The sequence below is a fragment of the Ciceribacter sp. T2.26MG-112.2 genome (assembly GCF_900492205.1).
Taxonomy (GTDB): domain Bacteria; phylum Pseudomonadota; class Alphaproteobacteria; order Rhizobiales; family Rhizobiaceae; genus Allorhizobium; species Allorhizobium naphthalenivorans_A.
Map to the genome: position 1 here is coordinate 176,099 of NZ_UEYQ01000007.1, position 14,951 is coordinate 191,049.

Annotated in this window: 16 protein-coding genes and 1 pseudogene; 6 read left to right on the forward strand and 11 right to left on the reverse strand. The window is 59.9% G+C overall.

The window, feature by feature from the left end; all coding sequences use genetic code 11:
* Positions 1 to 165 precede the first annotated feature (165 nt).
* A pseudogene (locus tag DYZ14_RS13325) lies at positions 166 to 828 on the reverse strand (3'-5' exonuclease); the annotation flags it as partial.
* Between the two features lie 71 nt (positions 829 to 899).
* A complete protein-coding gene (locus DYZ14_RS13330; protein ID WP_154721118.1) occupies positions 900 to 1,559 on the reverse strand; it encodes a TetR/AcrR family transcriptional regulator in 660 nt (219 codons plus the stop codon).
* 252 nt (positions 1,560 to 1,811) lie between these two features.
* Between DYZ14_RS13330 and DYZ14_RS13335 the strand changes: the two genes are divergently transcribed.
* The 4 genes from DYZ14_RS13335 to DYZ14_RS13350 are packed head-to-tail and all read left to right on the forward strand — an operon-like array spanning position 1,812 to position 4,795.
* A complete protein-coding gene (locus DYZ14_RS13335; RefSeq protein ID WP_232365542.1) occupies positions 1,812 to 2,201 on the forward strand; it encodes a MaoC family dehydratase in 390 nt (129 codons plus the stop codon).
* An 11-nt stretch (positions 2,202 to 2,212) separates the two neighbouring features.
* Positions 2,213 to 3,127 (forward strand): SDR family NAD(P)-dependent oxidoreductase, encoded by a 915-nt coding sequence (locus DYZ14_RS13340; protein ID WP_154721120.1) that lies wholly within the window; start codon positions 2,213 to 2,215, stop codon positions 3,125 to 3,127.
* Entirely contained in the window at positions 3,124 to 3,579 is a 456-nt protein-coding gene (locus tag DYZ14_RS13345; protein ID WP_154721121.1) for an acyl-CoA thioesterase, read from the forward strand. Before DYZ14_RS13340 ends, DYZ14_RS13345 begins: the two co-directional genes overlap by 4 nt.
* 13 nt (positions 3,580 to 3,592) lie before the next feature.
* Positions 3,593 to 4,795, forward strand: a complete 1,203-nt coding sequence (locus DYZ14_RS13350; RefSeq protein WP_154721122.1) for an acetyl-CoA C-acyltransferase — start codon at positions 3,593 to 3,595, stop codon at positions 4,793 to 4,795.
* Between the two features lie 104 nt (positions 4,796 to 4,899).
* On the opposite strand, the gene DYZ14_RS13355 is transcribed toward DYZ14_RS13350, so the two are convergent.
* Genes DYZ14_RS13355 through DYZ14_RS13385 form a run of 7 tightly spaced genes read right to left on the reverse strand, consistent with a single transcriptional unit; the run spans position 4,900 to position 10,709 of the window.
* Complete coding sequence (locus tag DYZ14_RS13355; RefSeq protein ID WP_154721123.1) at positions 4,900 to 5,376, reverse strand: thioesterase family protein; 477 nt, start codon at positions 5,374 to 5,376, stop codon at positions 4,900 to 4,902.
* Complete coding sequence (locus DYZ14_RS13360; RefSeq protein WP_154721124.1) at positions 5,373 to 6,350, reverse strand: branched-chain amino acid ABC transporter permease; 978 nt, start codon at positions 6,348 to 6,350, stop codon at positions 5,373 to 5,375. Before DYZ14_RS13360 ends, DYZ14_RS13355 begins: the two co-directional genes overlap by 4 nt.
* Before the next feature lies 1 nt (position 6,351).
* The gene (locus DYZ14_RS13365) at positions 6,352 to 7,239 is read right to left on the reverse strand and encodes a branched-chain amino acid ABC transporter permease (protein ID WP_154721125.1); all 888 of its coding nucleotides are present in this window, start codon (positions 7,237 to 7,239) and stop codon (positions 6,352 to 6,354) included.
* 2 nt (positions 7,240 to 7,241) lie between these two features.
* On the reverse strand, positions 7,242 to 7,952 hold the full coding sequence (locus DYZ14_RS13370) for an ABC transporter ATP-binding protein (RefSeq protein WP_154721144.1): 711 nt from the start codon (positions 7,950 to 7,952) through the stop codon (positions 7,242 to 7,244).
* The gene (locus DYZ14_RS13375; RefSeq protein ID WP_232365538.1) at positions 7,945 to 8,739 is read right to left on the reverse strand and encodes an ABC transporter ATP-binding protein; all 795 of its coding nucleotides are present in this window, start codon (positions 8,737 to 8,739) and stop codon (positions 7,945 to 7,947) included. The genes DYZ14_RS13370 and DYZ14_RS13375 overlap by 8 nt, the downstream gene beginning before the upstream one ends.
* Complete coding sequence (locus DYZ14_RS13380; RefSeq protein ID WP_154721127.1) at positions 8,736 to 9,938, reverse strand: ABC transporter substrate-binding protein; 1,203 nt, start codon at positions 9,936 to 9,938, stop codon at positions 8,736 to 8,738. The genes DYZ14_RS13375 and DYZ14_RS13380 overlap by 4 nt, the downstream gene beginning before the upstream one ends.
* A 39-nt stretch (positions 9,939 to 9,977) precedes the next feature.
* Positions 9,978 to 10,709 carry an enoyl-CoA hydratase/isomerase family protein gene (locus DYZ14_RS13385; RefSeq protein WP_154721128.1) on the reverse strand — a complete coding sequence of 244 codons (732 nt, stop codon included), beginning with the start codon at positions 10,707 to 10,709 and terminating at the stop codon, positions 9,978 to 9,980.
* A gap of 42 nt (positions 10,710 to 10,751) precedes the next feature.
* Between DYZ14_RS13385 and DYZ14_RS13390 the strand changes: the two genes are divergently transcribed.
* The gene (locus tag DYZ14_RS13390) at positions 10,752 to 12,431 is read left to right on the forward strand and encodes an AMP-binding protein (RefSeq protein WP_232365539.1); all 1,680 of its coding nucleotides are present in this window, start codon (positions 10,752 to 10,754) and stop codon (positions 12,429 to 12,431) included.
* Between the two features lie 98 nt (positions 12,432 to 12,529).
* Positions 12,530 to 13,687, forward strand: a complete 1,158-nt coding sequence (locus DYZ14_RS13395) for an iron-containing alcohol dehydrogenase (RefSeq protein WP_154721129.1) — start codon at positions 12,530 to 12,532, stop codon at positions 13,685 to 13,687.
* A 114-nt stretch (positions 13,688 to 13,801) separates the two neighbouring features.
* Here DYZ14_RS13395 and DYZ14_RS13400 read toward each other — a convergent pair whose 3' ends face one another.
* Both DYZ14_RS13400 and DYZ14_RS13405 read right to left on the reverse strand, forming a co-directional pair.
* The gene (locus tag DYZ14_RS13400) at positions 13,802 to 14,008 is read right to left on the reverse strand and encodes a hypothetical protein (RefSeq protein ID WP_154721130.1); all 207 of its coding nucleotides are present in this window, start codon (positions 14,006 to 14,008) and stop codon (positions 13,802 to 13,804) included.
* The coding region (locus DYZ14_RS13405; RefSeq protein ID WP_232365540.1) for an electron transfer flavoprotein subunit alpha/FixB family protein at positions 14,008 to 14,951 on the reverse strand (944 nt) is incomplete at its 5' end. The genes DYZ14_RS13400 and DYZ14_RS13405, both read right to left, overlap by 1 nt.

Here is a 14,951-nt window from a genome sequence, read left to right on the forward strand (position 1 = left end):
ATCCCCTTTCATGAGGTCTCTTGACGCCAGCAACCGAGCTTCGGTTCCAACGTCGTTTCTATGATTTGAATATGGGCTCTTGTGCGGTCCTCGATAAGGCACAAGGTTTCAAGTCGGTCATGCGCTCAAAGCATGGGTCCAATCAGAGACGAGCTGAAAAAACTATCAGACCCGGAACCGGTCGAAGGCGGTCAGTCGTTTGATTGGAGGATCGGCGTACGAATAACGGTAGATTTCGGCCCTGATATAGCGGAGTTCACCATCGAGCGCGTCTTCGCCAACCTCGATCCACCAGGATTTCGGGCGGCCGTCACTTCCGTCGGACCAGCAATAGCCTCGCGCCTTCAGGTGATCTTTCATGTCAAAGGGACTGTTCTCTGCGAAAATATGGACACGCGACCGCTGGCTTGCTTCATAGAGCTCGGCAAAAGCGGAGCACGCCGATTCATCGACGTCCCGGGCGAGGACCTCCAGTAGCGCGAAACAATCGTCGACAGCGCGATGACCTTCATGAAAATAGCCTGCCTGCCCGATCAGATATCCGAGCTTGGTGCCTTCATATCCTCGCGACGACCAGTCGATCTCGGAGTTAGAGCAAGCCCAGGCCTTGCCAGAAAACGGGTGAGAAAATGCCTCGCAGAATGGCCGGTCGAGGCCGGCATTGTGAGCGATCAGTAGATCGGCAGGCTCGATCAGCGCTTGTATCGCCGCCATGTCAATCAACTCCCCAGCGACCATATCGTCGGTGATCCCGGTGAGTCTGGTGATGTCGGAAGGAATCGAAACGCTCGGCTGCTGAAGCCCACCGTAAATCCCGGTCACGTCACCATCGATTGCCGCTGGAAAGGGGCTGCCACCATCCGTGCCGACCTTTTCAGGCGAGAACAAAGGGGCGTCCTTCAGTATCTTGCGGAAGAAGCGCTTTGCGGCCGACTGCGGATGCCGTCGATCTGGGTCGTGACAATCCGCTCTGCCAATACCTGTCGATCTACTTCTGTCTCGCCGGGCGCGGGCCGATACCAGACGGAGAGCCAGTTGACGGCGCCCAGCATTGCCTTCGCGCTTATCGAGATATCGATATCGCGGATAGATCCATCGGCGACTCCTTCCTGCAGAACCTGCTTGAAAAGATTCTCGAAGCGTCGGCGGATGGCGATGAGATCGTCCAGCGTGCGCCGCTGATCCGGGGTCGTGGCAGCCATACGGTGCATGTGCACACCTTGCACGACTACAGCCTCGAAGGCCGCATTTGTCATCATCGCCATGGCATGCGCGGTCAGCATCGCCCTGAGGCGGGCAACACCCGTTCCTTCAATTTCCATCGAAGGTTCGACCGCCCGAAAGAGCCGTTCCATGCCCTCGCGATGGACGTCGAAGAAGAGGTCGGTCTTGGAGGAATAGTAGTGGTAGATACGACCTTTAGTAGCGCCGAGGCGGCGTGCCACATCATCAATGCTCGTGGCAGAAAAGCCCTGCTCCATGAAGCATTGCGCCGCTGTCTCCAGGATATCCGCATTGCCGGTGCCGTCTGTCCTGATCTGGCGGCGATTCTGGACCATGGGCAGTTCTCCTTTGTATTCACTATAGTTATGGCCCGCCCGGGAAGGCAACTGCCTGCGTCTCTCGCCTAAAAATGCCACTGGACAAACTGAGTCGCAAGTGCATACTACCCAGTATGTTGTAACGGTGTGCGATATTTCGCAGACCTATCGCGCCGTATGAGTTTCAGGAGAAACAGGATTTTGGACACTCTCCCCCCAGCCAAGAACTGCGTGCGAGTCGATTCCGCGGCACCCCTCGTCACAGACTGGATGCAGGTCGACCAGGACTTGATCGATCGCTTTGCCGACGTCGTTGACGACCATCAGTTCATTCATGTCGATCCCTTGCGCGCGACCAATGAAAGCGTCTTCGGTGGCACGATTGCCCATGGCTTTCTCGTTCTCTCTCTGTTGACGAAGCTCAGCCGGCAAGTTTTTGCCGAACCTGCAACTGGAGTAGTCGAGATCAATTACGGCTTCAACAAGGTTCGCTTCCTGGCGCCAGTGAGGTCCGGTGCCCGCATTCGCGCGCGCTTTGATCTCGTCGCCAGCCAACAGAAGGGAAGCGGCACCCTCGCCTCCTACGTTGCCACCATCGATATCCAAGGCCAGTCAAAGCCCGCACTTGCCGCAGACTGGCTCGTGTTGACAACGAATTGAGGACTGGAGCTATGAGCATCTCATTCAAAAACCGCGTTGCCATCGTGACAGGGGCCGGAGGCGGCCTCGGCCGCGCTTACGCGCTCGAACTCGCCGCTCGCGGCGCTACGGTCGTCATCAACGACTTCGGCGGGTCGCGCGACGGGAGGGGCGGTTCGAGCGAGGCGGCTGAAAAGGTTGTGGCGGAGATCCGCGAAAAGGGCGGGCAGGCGATAGCCGACGGTGGTAACGTCACCCGCTTCGAGGACATGCAGGCGCTTGTTGCCCGCACGCTGGCGGAATTTGGCCGTATCGATGTGCTGATCAACAATGCCGGCATCCTGCGCGACAAGACTTTTGCGAAAATGTCGACGGAAGATTTCCGCGCTGTCGTCGACGTGCATCTCATCGGATCGGCCAATGCGACGAAGGCTGTCTGGGAAGTCATGCGCGGACAGAACTATGGCCGCATTCTTATGACCTCCTCCACCTCCGGGGTCTACGGCAATTTCGGCCAGTCGAACTACGGCGCCGCCAAGGCCGGGCTCATCGGCTTGATGAACGTCCTGCATTTCGAAGGCGCCCGCTACGGCATCAAGGTCAACGCCGTGTTGCCGACGGCAGCGACCCGAATGACCGGCGACATGATGGACGAGGAGATGCTGCACCACCTCGCGCCGGAAAACGTCGTTCCGGCCGCACTCTTCCTCGTCGGCGAGGAGGCTCCGAGCCGCGTTGCGCTCCTGGCTGGAGCCGGCACCGTGGCGCGCATGGCTATTGTTGAAAGCCAGGGTGTCTACCTGCCGGCAGACAAGCGCACACCGGAGGCGGTTGCCGAAACCTTCACGACCATATCCAGCCTCGATAGTTCAATAGAGACCGAAGCCGGGCTCGCGCATGTCGATCGCATCATCGCCAACGCACGGACCGCGGTAGCCAAGGCATGACGGCAGTACCGGCGCGGGCGACCGCACAACACAGGCAGGAATATCGCCGGTTCTTCGACATGGAGACCCGTTGGAACGACATGGACTGCTACGGCCACATGAACAATGTCGTCTACATGGAATACTTCGATTCCGCACTCAACCGCGTGCTGATCGAGGGTGGCGCGCTTGATCTTCATGGCGAAGGGCCGATCGGCGTGGTGGCTCAGAGCTACACGAATTACTTCTCCGAGGTTACCTATCCCGACCGCGTCACGGTCGGGGTTCGGGTCGATCGGATCGGCAATACCAGCCTGTCCTGGGGCTTCGCGCTTTTCCGCGAGAATGAGGATCACGCGGCAGCGCAGGGTAGTTACGTCCACGTCTATGTCGATCGCACAACACGCCGGCCGGTCGCCCTTGGCCCGCAGCATCGGGCTTTGGCGGAACGCCTGCTGTTTTCGAAGAATTGAGGAGGAGATCGTCATGAGAGAAGCCGTCATCGTATCCACTGCCCGCACGTCGATCGGCAAATCCTATCGCGGGGCATTCAACGACACGACCGCCCCCACGCTTGCAGGCCACGCCATCGAGCACGCGGTATCGCGTGCCGGGATCGACCCCGGCGAGGTCGATGATGTCGTTCTGGGAGCGGCCCTCCAGCAGGGCACGACCCACATGAACATCGGCCGGACTGCGGCCCTGAGGGCGGGATTGCCCGTCACCGTCGCCGGCCAAAGCGTCGACCGTCAATGTGCTTCGGGCCTGATGGGTATCGCGATTGCGGCCAAGCAGATCATCGCGGACGGCATGACCGTCACGGTCGGCGGCGGAGTCGAGCAGATATCCCTGGTGCAGAACGAGCGCATGAACACGGATCGCTGGCGCGATCCCTGGCTCATGAAGAATCTGCCTTCGACCTATGTCAGCATGATCGAAACGGCAGAGTTCGTTGCCGCCCGCTATGGCGTGGCCCGCGAAGCGCAGGATGCATACGCCCTGCAATCGCAACAGCGGACAGCGCAGGCGCAGGCAAACGGTCGCTTCGATGCGGAGATCGTGCCGCTTGAAACGACGATGCTGGTCAGCGACAAGGCGACCCGGGAAACGTCATCGAAAACAGTGACGCTTGCCAAGGACGAAGGCAATCGCCCTGAAACGACGCTAGAGGGACTCTCCTCCCTGAAGCCCGTATTTGCCGGCGGCAAGATTGTGTCTGAAGGCCGTTTCGTCACCGCGGGCAATGCCTCACAACTCTCCGATGGCGCCTCGGCGTCCGTGCTGATGGAAGCCCGCGAGGCGGAACGGCGCGGTCTCTCCCCGCTTGGCATTTATCGCGGCATCGCTGTTGCCGGCTGCGCGCCGGAGGAGATGGGCATCGGTCCGGTCTTTGCCGTGCCGAAGCTTCTCGCACAGCATGGCTTGAAGATCGATGACATCGGATTATGGGAACTGAACGAGGCCTTTGCGTCGCAAGTTCTCTACTGCCGTGATCGCCTTGGTATTGACAATGAAAAGCTGAACATCAACGGCGGCGCGATCTCCATCGGCCATCCCTACGGCATGTCAGGTGCGCGCATGGTTGGCCACGCCCTCATCGAGGGCCGTCGTCTCGGCCTGCGTTACGTCGTGGTGACGATGTGCATCGGCGGCGGCATGGGTGCTGCGGGCCTTTTCGAGATCGCCTGACAGCTTGGAGCGTTGCTGCGGCGTCGGTTCTCGCCATCAACGACAATGCCCCGGACACTTTGGGTGTGTCCGGGGCATTGTGGCTTTCAGTACCTTGAGGAACATCAGCCGCGCGACAGACCGACCCGCCGGTTGAGCCAGGGGGCGCGCTCGATATCCCGATGCGCTTTGAGATCGGCCATCACCTGCTCAAGCGATGGACCGGGCAGCGGTGCAGAACGTGGTAATCCGTCCGCACGGGACACATGCATCAGTAGCTGCTCACACAGAGCCAACTCGTCGTTCGCGGCATTGCTCAGGCGCATGAAGAGATGCAGGCGTTTCGCGTCGGCCGCGAGCACGACAAGGTCAACGTGGAGGGCTTCTCCGGCATGACATTCCCTGAGGAAACCGATGCGACTGTCGAGGGTATAAAGTGTCGCCGCGGTCTCTGCCCTGTAGCCTGCATTGATACCGATCCGGTCCATATAGGCGGTCGCGGCGTTGGAAAACACGATACCGTAGGCGTAGTCGCCCATATGGCCGTTGTAGTCCACCCACGCATCGCAAACCGTGGCTGAGAGAATGCGCGTCGGACTCATCGGCGGTTCCAGCGGAGGATGGCAGCCTCGATTTCGCCGACGATGCCGCGGCGGAAGGCGAGGACGCACAGCATGAATGTTGCGCCAGTGATCACTGTGACCGGGAATTCGGAGGTGGCAAGCACGTTCTGCAAGATCACCACGAGACCTGCCCCGACCACCGGTCCGAGAAATGTACCGATGCCGCCCATTAGCGTCATCAGGATCACCTCGCCGGACATCTGCCAGGTAACGTCGGTCAGCGTCGCGAACTGGAAGATCAGCGCCTTTGTCGATCCTGCAAGGCCGGCAATTGCCGCCGACATCACGAAAGCCGACAGCTTATAGGCGTTGACGGATAGACCAAGCGAAATCGCCCGCGTCTCGTTTTCGCGGATCGATTTCAGGACCACACCGAAGGGCGAGTTGACAATCCGCCAGATGGCGAACATGCCCAGCAGGAAAATTGCGAGAACGAAATAGTACATGTTCATCGTTTGGCTGAGATCGATCAAGCCAAAGAGCGTTCCGCGTTTCACGCCCTGGATACCGTCTTCGCCGCCGGTAAACGGGGCCTGCAGGCAGAAGAAGTAAAACATTTGCGACAGGGCGAGCGTGATCATCGCGAAATAGATGCCTTGCCTTCTAATAGCGAAGAAGCCGATCACCGCACCGATTACGATGGCGCTTAAAACACCGGCCAGCATGGCAAGTTCGGGCGGAAACCCCCATATTTTCGCCGCGTGGGCCGTCACATAGGCGGCACCTCCGAAGAACGCCGCATGGCCGAAGGACAAAAGTCCCGTGTAGCCGAGCAGCAGGTTGAAGGCCGAGGCGAACAGCGCAAAACAAAGGATCTTCATCAAGAAGATGGGGTAGAAGAACATCGGCGCAGCGACGAGTGAGACAATGCCGATGAAAACACCGAGGAGCCGTAAGGGAGCGCGGCCCGCGGCCGGCCCAGTAACGGGCTGGGACAAGCACGTTTCAGTCATATCACGCTTCCTTTCCGAAAAGTCCGGCCGGGCGGATGAGAAGCACCACTGCCATGATGACGAAGACGATGATGTTCGATGCTTCCGGATAGATGACTTTGGTCAGCCCCTCTGCGAGCCCGAGCAGGTATCCTGTCGCAATCGCGCCTAAAACCGAGCCCATTCCACCGACAACCACCACGGCAAAGACGATGATGATAATGTTAGAGCCCATGACCGGGCTCACCTGGTAGATTGGCGCGGCGAGAATGCCGGTGAACCCGGCCAATGCACAGCCGAAGGCATAGGTGAAGGTCAGCAGAAACGGCACGTTGACACCGAACGCCTGAACGAGCGTCGGGTTTTCCGTTGCAGCCCGCAGATAGGAACCGAGCTTCGTCCGCTCGATCAGAAACCAAGTGCCTATGCACACTGCAAACGATGCGATGACCACCCAGGCGCGATAATTCGGCAGGAACATGAAGCCGAGATTGGTGCCGCCGGCCAAGCTCGGTGGAACTGCGTATGGTTGCCCGGATGAACCGTAGAAATAACGGAACGTGCCCTCGATGAAGAGCGCGAGACCGAACGTGAACAGCAGGCCGTAGAGATGATCAAGCTTATAGAGGCGCGACAGCATAGTACGCTCGAGCACGGCGCCGAGGAGGCCGACGACCAGCGGCACGCCGATCAACGCCGGCCAGTAGCCGATGCCCGCAAAGGCGAGCAAAAGGTAACCGACAAATGCCCCCAGCATATAAAGTGCGCCATGGGCGAAATTGATGATACGCAGCAGACCGAAGATGACGGCGAGGCCGAGGCTCAGGACGGCATAAAACGAACCGTTGATCAGACCGACCAGAAGCTGGCCCAAAAGAGCTTGCACTGGAATTCCGAAAATCATCGTCATGATTAAACTCCCAGCGCCCGATTGAGTGACTGGATACGATCCGGCAGTTGTGCCGTAGTGAAGGTATCGGTGACCTGGCCGTGATCCATCACATAGAATCGATCGGCGATCTTGGCCGCAAAGCGGAAGTTCTGCTCGACCAACAGCACGGTCAGCCCCCGCTGTTTGAGGGCAAGCAGCGTTTCTCCGATGCGCTGGACAATGACGGGCGCAAGTCCTTCGGTCGGCTCGTCGAGCAGGATCAGCTTGACACCGGTGCGCAGGATGCGGGCGATGGCCAGCATCTGCTGTTCGCCACCGGAAAGCTTCGTTCCGGGGCTGGACCGGCGCTCCAGCAGGTTGGGAAACAGCGTGTAGATTTCATCGAGCGACATGCCGCCCTTGTCCACGACCGGCGGCAGTAGCAGGTTTTCTTCGACGGTCAGTGTCGCAAAGATGCCGCGCTCTTCCGGCACAAAGCCAATGCCGGCGTGGGCGATGCGGTGCAGCGGCAGCTTGAACACATCGTGGCCATCGAAGGCGACCGAACCGGTGCGCTTGCTTAGAATGCCCATGATCGCGCGCAACGTTGTCGTCTTGCCAACACCGTTACGACCGAGAAGGGTCACGGTTTCTCCCGGCCAGATATCCAGATCGATGCCATGTAGCGCATGGCTTTCGCCGTACCAGGCATTGAGCCGGCGTACGGAAAGAAGCGGTTGCGAACTATGCATCGTCATCTCCCATATAGGCGGCGCGAACGCGCGCATCGTTGCTGACGGTCTCGTAGTCACCGGTCGTCAAAATCTCTCCCCGCTGAAGGACGGTCACGTCGTGACAGATCTCGGCGACGACCTTCAGATTGTGCTCGACCATCAGCACGGCGCGGTCCTTTGCCACTTCGCTGATCAGGCCGGCCATCACGGAGACGTCCTCCTGCCCCATGCCGGCCAGCGGCTCATCGAGCAGAAGTACTTTTGGATCGAGCGCCAGCGTCGTCGCGATCTCCAGTGCCCGCTTACGACCGTAGGAAAGGTCCGAGGCGAGGCGATGGCGCATATCCTGCAAGCCAACCCGTTCAAGAAGTTCAAGCGCCTGCCGGTCGAGGTTGCGAAGCGAGCCAAGTGAACGCCAGAACTGGACAGCCTGGCCGTTCGGGCGCTGCAGGGCCACCCGGACATTCTCGAGTAGGGTCATCTGTGGAAAGGTCGCGGAGATTTGGAAGGAACGCACCAGCCCCATGCGGGCGACCTTTGCTGGCGCGGTGCGGGTAATGTCGGTCCCATCCAGACTGATGGTGCCTGCCGTCGACGGAATGAACTTCGTTAACAGGTTGAAAACGGTCGTTTTTCCGGCTCCATTAGGCCCGATCAAAGCATGTACGCGGGCGTGGTGGACGTCGAGATCGACGTTCCCGACTGCTTGGAAACCGCCGAATGTCTTGGACAAACCCCGTGCCGACAAAACGGCACGGTGCTTTTCGACATGGGCGTCTACGAAGGGGCGCACCACAGCAGTCATTTTTTGACCAGCGGGCATTCGCTCTTGTCGAGCGGGCGGAATGCCTGATCGCCGGGGATCGTGCGGATGACTTTGTAGTAGTCCCACGGACCCTTGGACTCTTCGGGCGTTTTGACCTGTACGAGGTACATGTCGTGGACCATCCGACCGTCTTCGCGCAGATGGGCGTTGCGGGCAAAGAAGTCGTTGATGTCCATGGTGCGCATCTTGTCGATGGCAGCCTTGCCGCTGACGCTGCCGGCCGCTTCCGCAGCCTTGAGGTAATTCATGACCGAGGAATAGACGCCAGCGTGTACCATGGTCGGCATCTTGCCGTTCATCCGATCGCCGAAGCGCTTGGACCAAGCGCGGGTCTGATCATCGAGATCCCAGTAGAAGCCCGTGGTCAGGGTCAGGCCCTGGGCGGTCTCGAGCCCAACGGCATGAACGTCCGAAAGAAACAGGAGCATGCCGGCGATACGTTGGCCCGAGGTGGTGATGCCGTATTCGCTTGCCTGCTTGAGAGCCGTCATCGTGTCGCCTGACGAGTTCGCCAGAGCTACGACGTCAGCACCCGAAGACTGGGCCTGCAGCAGATAAGACGAGAAGTCCGTCGTTTCGCGCGGATGGCGCACCGTGCCAACCACTTCGCCACCCACCGCAAGCACGGCCTCAGACGTGTCACGCTCAAGCGCATGGCCGAAGGTATAGTCGACGGTGATGAAATACCACTTCCTGCCGCCTTCTTCGGTTATCGCCCGACCCGTTCCGTTAGCTAGTGCGTAGGTGTCCCAGGTCCACTGGGCCGTCGTCGGAGAGCAGGCTTTGCCCGTCAGGTCAGAGGAACCAGCTGTCGATACCAGGAAAGCAGTGTCCGAGTTGCGGGTGATTTCCTGAACCGCCATGGCAACCGACGAGGTCGGCACGTCGACAATAGCCTTGACGTTCTGTTCGTCGATCCAGCGGCGGGCGAGCGTCGAGCCGATATCAGGTTTATTCTGATGGTCGCCGACAATCACCTCGACGGGTTCGCCCAGAAGCTTGCCGCCAAAATCCTCGACCGCCATCTGCGCGGCCACCACTGAGCCCTGACCAGCCAGGTCAAAATTCATCCCCGACATGTCGGTCAGGACTCCGAGACGATAGGGCTCCGCGAGAGCCGGGGTGCCCGCCAACAGGGCTGCCGTGGCTGCGGCAAGGATCGTTGATTTGAATTGCATGCGTTTCCTCCTCTTGAATTGATCAGTGTTGCAGCACCTTCAGCCACCCTGCTCCATCAGGGTGCGTGACAGGTAGAATTGGTCCTGCTCGAAACCGGCGGCCCAACTTGTTCTGAGGCTGGCGTCGATAGAGCGCTTGGTCATGCGAAGCGCCCCAGGCGGACAAAGAGCGATCTTTGCCGCTAGTGCGCGGGCGGCATTTACCGCTTCGCCCTTGCCAGCAAGTTCGTCGCAAAGGCCCATGGAAAGCGTCTGGGCAGCCTCGATGCGCTGATCGGTGAAAAGCGCGAGCTTGGCCCGGGACGCGCCGATCAGGTCCGACAGCAGGGGCAGTCCGCCCCAGCCCAGCGTCATGCCGAGCTTTACCTCTGGAAAACGAAAATAGGCCCCTTCGCCGGCGATACGAAAATCCGCCGCCAGAGCGAGGATTGCGCCACCTCCGATGGCGGCTCCCTCGATGGCCGCGATCGTGATCTGGGGCAGGCGTAACCAGCGTTCGCACATGCGTCCGCCCGCTGCCATGGCATGACTGCGTACAACTTGGTCGGCCCCCCCCCGCCACAGGCGATCATCATCGAGATCGACACCGGCCGAGAAGTGCGTCTCCGTTCCGGTCAGAACCACAACCTGCACCGCGGTATCTGCGGCAAGCACATCTGCCGCTTCTGTCAGAGCGCCGATCGCTGCCATATTGAGGGCATTTGCCTTGCCTCTACGATCGTAGCGCACCAGTGCCAACGGCCCCTCGCGTTCGATGCTGACGATGGTCAAAAGAACCTCCCGCGGCAAAACCGCTTTGACATACTACCGAGTATGTTGCATATTCATTTCGACTTTGCAACGGGTTCTTTTCGTGCTTTGTCGCGAACGCTCTGGAGGAGGATTTTGAGAATGACGGACGTGGAAAACGCGCTAAACCGCGATCGATCGGTGTTACGCTATCTGCTGGATCGCTATGCACAAGAAACGCCGGACGCCCCGTTCGCGCATTTTTGGCCTTCGGTGAAATGGGACTACCGCACCACGCGCGAACAGGTGCGCCGTCGTGCGGCGACGCTTCATGCCCATGGCGTTCGTCGGGGCGACCACGTTCTGTGCTTCATGGGAAATGGCCCGAACCTCCTCTCCACCTGGTTTGCGATCAACTATCTCGGCGCGGTCTATGTGCCGATAAATACTGGCGCACGAGGTCGACCGCTCGAACATATCCTATCGGACGCAGATGCACCGCTGATGGTCGCTGAAGAAGCCTTGCTCGACAGGCTGGACGGCATCTCGCCGGGCAGGCTGAAGAAGGTGCTGACCGTGGCAGGCGAAGGCGCTTCCGCCGTGAGGCAAGGCGTGGAAATTCTGCCGCTGACAGACGTCTCGGAGATCGACGATGCCGCATTGACACTCGATCGGCCGATTGAGCCATGGGACACCCTGGCAATCATGTACACGTCCGGAACCACCGGCAACGCCAAAGGGGTCGTTACCTCCTATGTCCAGCTCTACACGATGGGACCCGACGCCTTCGACTGCGTCGAGCCGGACGATCGCTGCTTGATATGCGGGCCGATCTTCCACTGCGGATCGACCCTTTACGTCTACGCGATGCTTGCCCGTGGCGGCTCTATCGGCATGATGCGCGAATTCAAGACGCAGGATTTCTGGGCCGCAGTCCGCGATACTGGCTCGACCTTCGCGCTTCTGCTCGGGGTGATGGCGAGCTTCCTCCTGAAACAGCCGGAATCGGCAGATGACCGGAACCACCCGCTGCGCCGGGTTTTCATCACACCCTTCGGCGAGGATGGGCCGCTCTTTGCAGAGCGTTTCGGCGTGGATGCATGGACGATCTACAACATGACCGAGATCGCAAGTCCACTGCATGCCGGCCCTGGCATCACTGAAAAAGGGATCACCGGAAAGCCACGCCCTTGGTATGAGCTGCGCGTTGTTGACGAGAACGACATGGAGGTTCCGGAAGGCACTACCGGCGAACTGGTCATCCGGTCGCATCGCCCCTGGGCTTTGATGAAGGAATATTACAACAACCCTGCGGCGACCGTGGAAGTCATGCGAAACGGCTGGTTCCACACCGGCGATGGTTTCCGTCGTGATGCCGAGGGGCGCTACTTTTTTGTCGATCGGCTGAAGGACGTCATCCGGCGGCGAGGCGAAAATATTTCCTCCTTCGCGGTGGAAAGCGAAGTCACCACCCATGATGACGTCAAGGAATGCGCAGCCGTCGCCGTGCCGAGCGAGCATTCCGAAGATGAGGTTCTGATTGCGGTCACGCCGGTTGAAGGACACAGCATCGATCCTGTCGCTCTCATGACCTTCCTCGCCGACCGGCTCCCCCGCTATATGGTTCCGCGCTACCTGCGGATCGTCGATGCGCTTCCGAAGACGGCGAGCGGCAAGATCCAGAAACACCTGTTGCGGGCGGAAGGCATTACGGCCGATGTCTATGACCGCGAGGCACCTGGGCTAAAACTGCACCGCGCCTGAGATGACAACTGTGATTTTTCTCCTCCCGGCCTCGTGCCGGGAGCATCCGACACGGAAATGGCGTGCGCCTACGCGCTGCCGGGAATGGAACTGATGCCATGAGCAACTTCATCTTCAACACCACAAAATCGATCTTTGCAGAAGCAGGCGCAAGCGCACGCATGGCTGACATCGCCGGGCGCCTGCTAGGCAACCGTGTCCTCCTTGTTACAGACAAGGGCGTGCGTGGCCTTGGCCTCGCCGACGCTGCCATCGTCTCCCTCGAAACCAACGGCATCGCTGTCGCGATTTTCGACGAAGTGGCCGCCGATCCGCCGGAGAGCAACATTCACGCCCTCGTCGCGGCCGTCAAAATGCATCAGGCAACGGGCATCCTGGCCATTGGCGGAGGATCACCGATGGACGTCGCGAAAGTTGTGGCCCTTTTGGTGGGCGGTGGCGAGAAGCTTGCCGATGTCTATGGCGTCAACCTCGCGCGGGGGCCACGTCTGCCGCTGGTCCTCGTGCCCACGACGGCAGGAACCGGCTCTGAAGTCACACCGATTGCCATCATCACGACGGGCGATGCCGAAAAGAAAGGTGTCGTTTCGCCGCTTCTCCTGCCTGACATGGCCATCCTTGACGCCGATCTGACTCTTGGGCTGCCACCTGCAGTCACTGCGGCGACCGGCATCGACGCCATGGTGCACGCCATTGAATCATACGCCTCCACATCGGCCAACAACAACCCGATCTCCCGAGGCCTTGCCCGGCAAGCGCTGCAGCTGCTTGGCGCCAATATCCGCGAGGCAGTGTTCAATGGCAGCAATCGCGACGCACGTTCCGCAATGCTTCTCGGATCGCTACTTGCCGGTCAGGCCTTTGCGAATTCTCCAGTTGCCGCCGTGCATGCGCTTGCCTATCCAATTGGCGGGCATTTCCATGTGCCGCATGGCTTGTCAAACGCGCTGGTGCTGTCGCATGTTCTTCGGTTCAACTTGCCAGCTGCGAGCGAAGTCTACGCGGAGATAGCTGCTGATATATTTCCTGAACTGCTAAATGTTCCAGTCGTCGACCGGGCGAAGGCTTTCATCGGATCATTGGCCGATCTTGGACGCGAACTGAATATTCCGCAGTCCCTGCGGGAGGTTGGCATACCCCGAGACGCATTGCCGATGATGGCACGCGACGCGATGAAACAGAGCCGCCTTCTCGTCAACAACCCCCGTCCGCTGGCCGAAGAGGATGCCCTGGCGATCTATGAGGACGCGTTCTAGAGCACATCCATATTAAGGGCCTGTCGCAAATTTTCCTAGTTCACACCGCATGTTGACCATAGCATGCTCAACCGCTGGGTTCTCGCCCATGCACCCACCTACGAATCATCTGGCTTAGTGGCCATGTCCAGGCGCGGAAATGGAGTCGACTAATAGGCTCTCGCTGTTTCCAAAAGACTTGTGCAGCACTGAAGCCAGGATGAGTGCTAGCAGGGCAAAGGCAAAAACTTGCTCTATGCGCGCCAAATCCCTGAACTTACGTTCCTTGAAGCCGAAGGCTTCATCGATCACTTTTTCATGATCCGACCTGAACACCATCATTACTTTGGAATCTCCGGAAATGTCTTCTCAAGCTCCGGCAGGGCTTCGAACAGGTCGGCGACCAGGCCGTAATCGGCGACCTGGAAGATCGGCGCCTCTTCGTCCTTGTTGATCGCGACGATGACCTTGGAATCCTTCATGCCGGCGAGATGCTGGATGGCGCCGGAAATGCCGGCCGCGATGTAGAGCTGCGGAGCGACCACCTTGCCGGTCTGGCCGACCTGCCAGTCGTTCGGGGCGTAGCCGGCGTCGACCGCGGCGCGCGATGCGCCGACGGCGGCACCGAGCTTGTCGGCCACCGGCAGGATGACTTCCTTGAACTTGTCCGCCGAGCCGAGGGCACGGCCGCCGGAGATGATGATCTTCGCCGAGGTCAGTTCCGGACGGTCGGAGGTCGAGAGCGCATCGTTGACGAAGGTCGAGACGCCCGGATTGGCGGCAGCGCTCACCGTTTCAACGGCGGCCGCACCTCCTTCTGCCGCGGCGGCAAAGGCCGTCGTGCGCACGGTGATCACCTTTTTGGTGTCGGTCGACTGAACCGTCTGGATGGCGTTGCCGGCATAGATCGGGCGCCGATAAGTGTCGGCCGAGACGACCTCGGTAATCTCCGAGACCTGCATCACGTCGAGCAGGGCGGCGACGCGCGGCATGACGTTCTTGGCCGAGGAGGTCGCGGGCGCGATTATGGTGTCGTAGGCGCCCGCCAGCGAGACGATCAGGGCGGCGAGCGGTTCGGCGAGGTTGTTGGCAAGGCTCTCATCGTCGGCGAGCAGAACCTTGGAAACGCCCGAAAGCTTGGCGGCGGCGTCTGCGGCAGCCTTGGCACCGGAGCCGGCAACCAGCACGTGAATGTCGCCGCCGATCTTGGTGGCGGCCGTCAGCGCCTTGGCGGTCTGGTCGGACAGGGTTGCGTTGTCGTGTTCTGCCAGAAGAAGAATGGCCA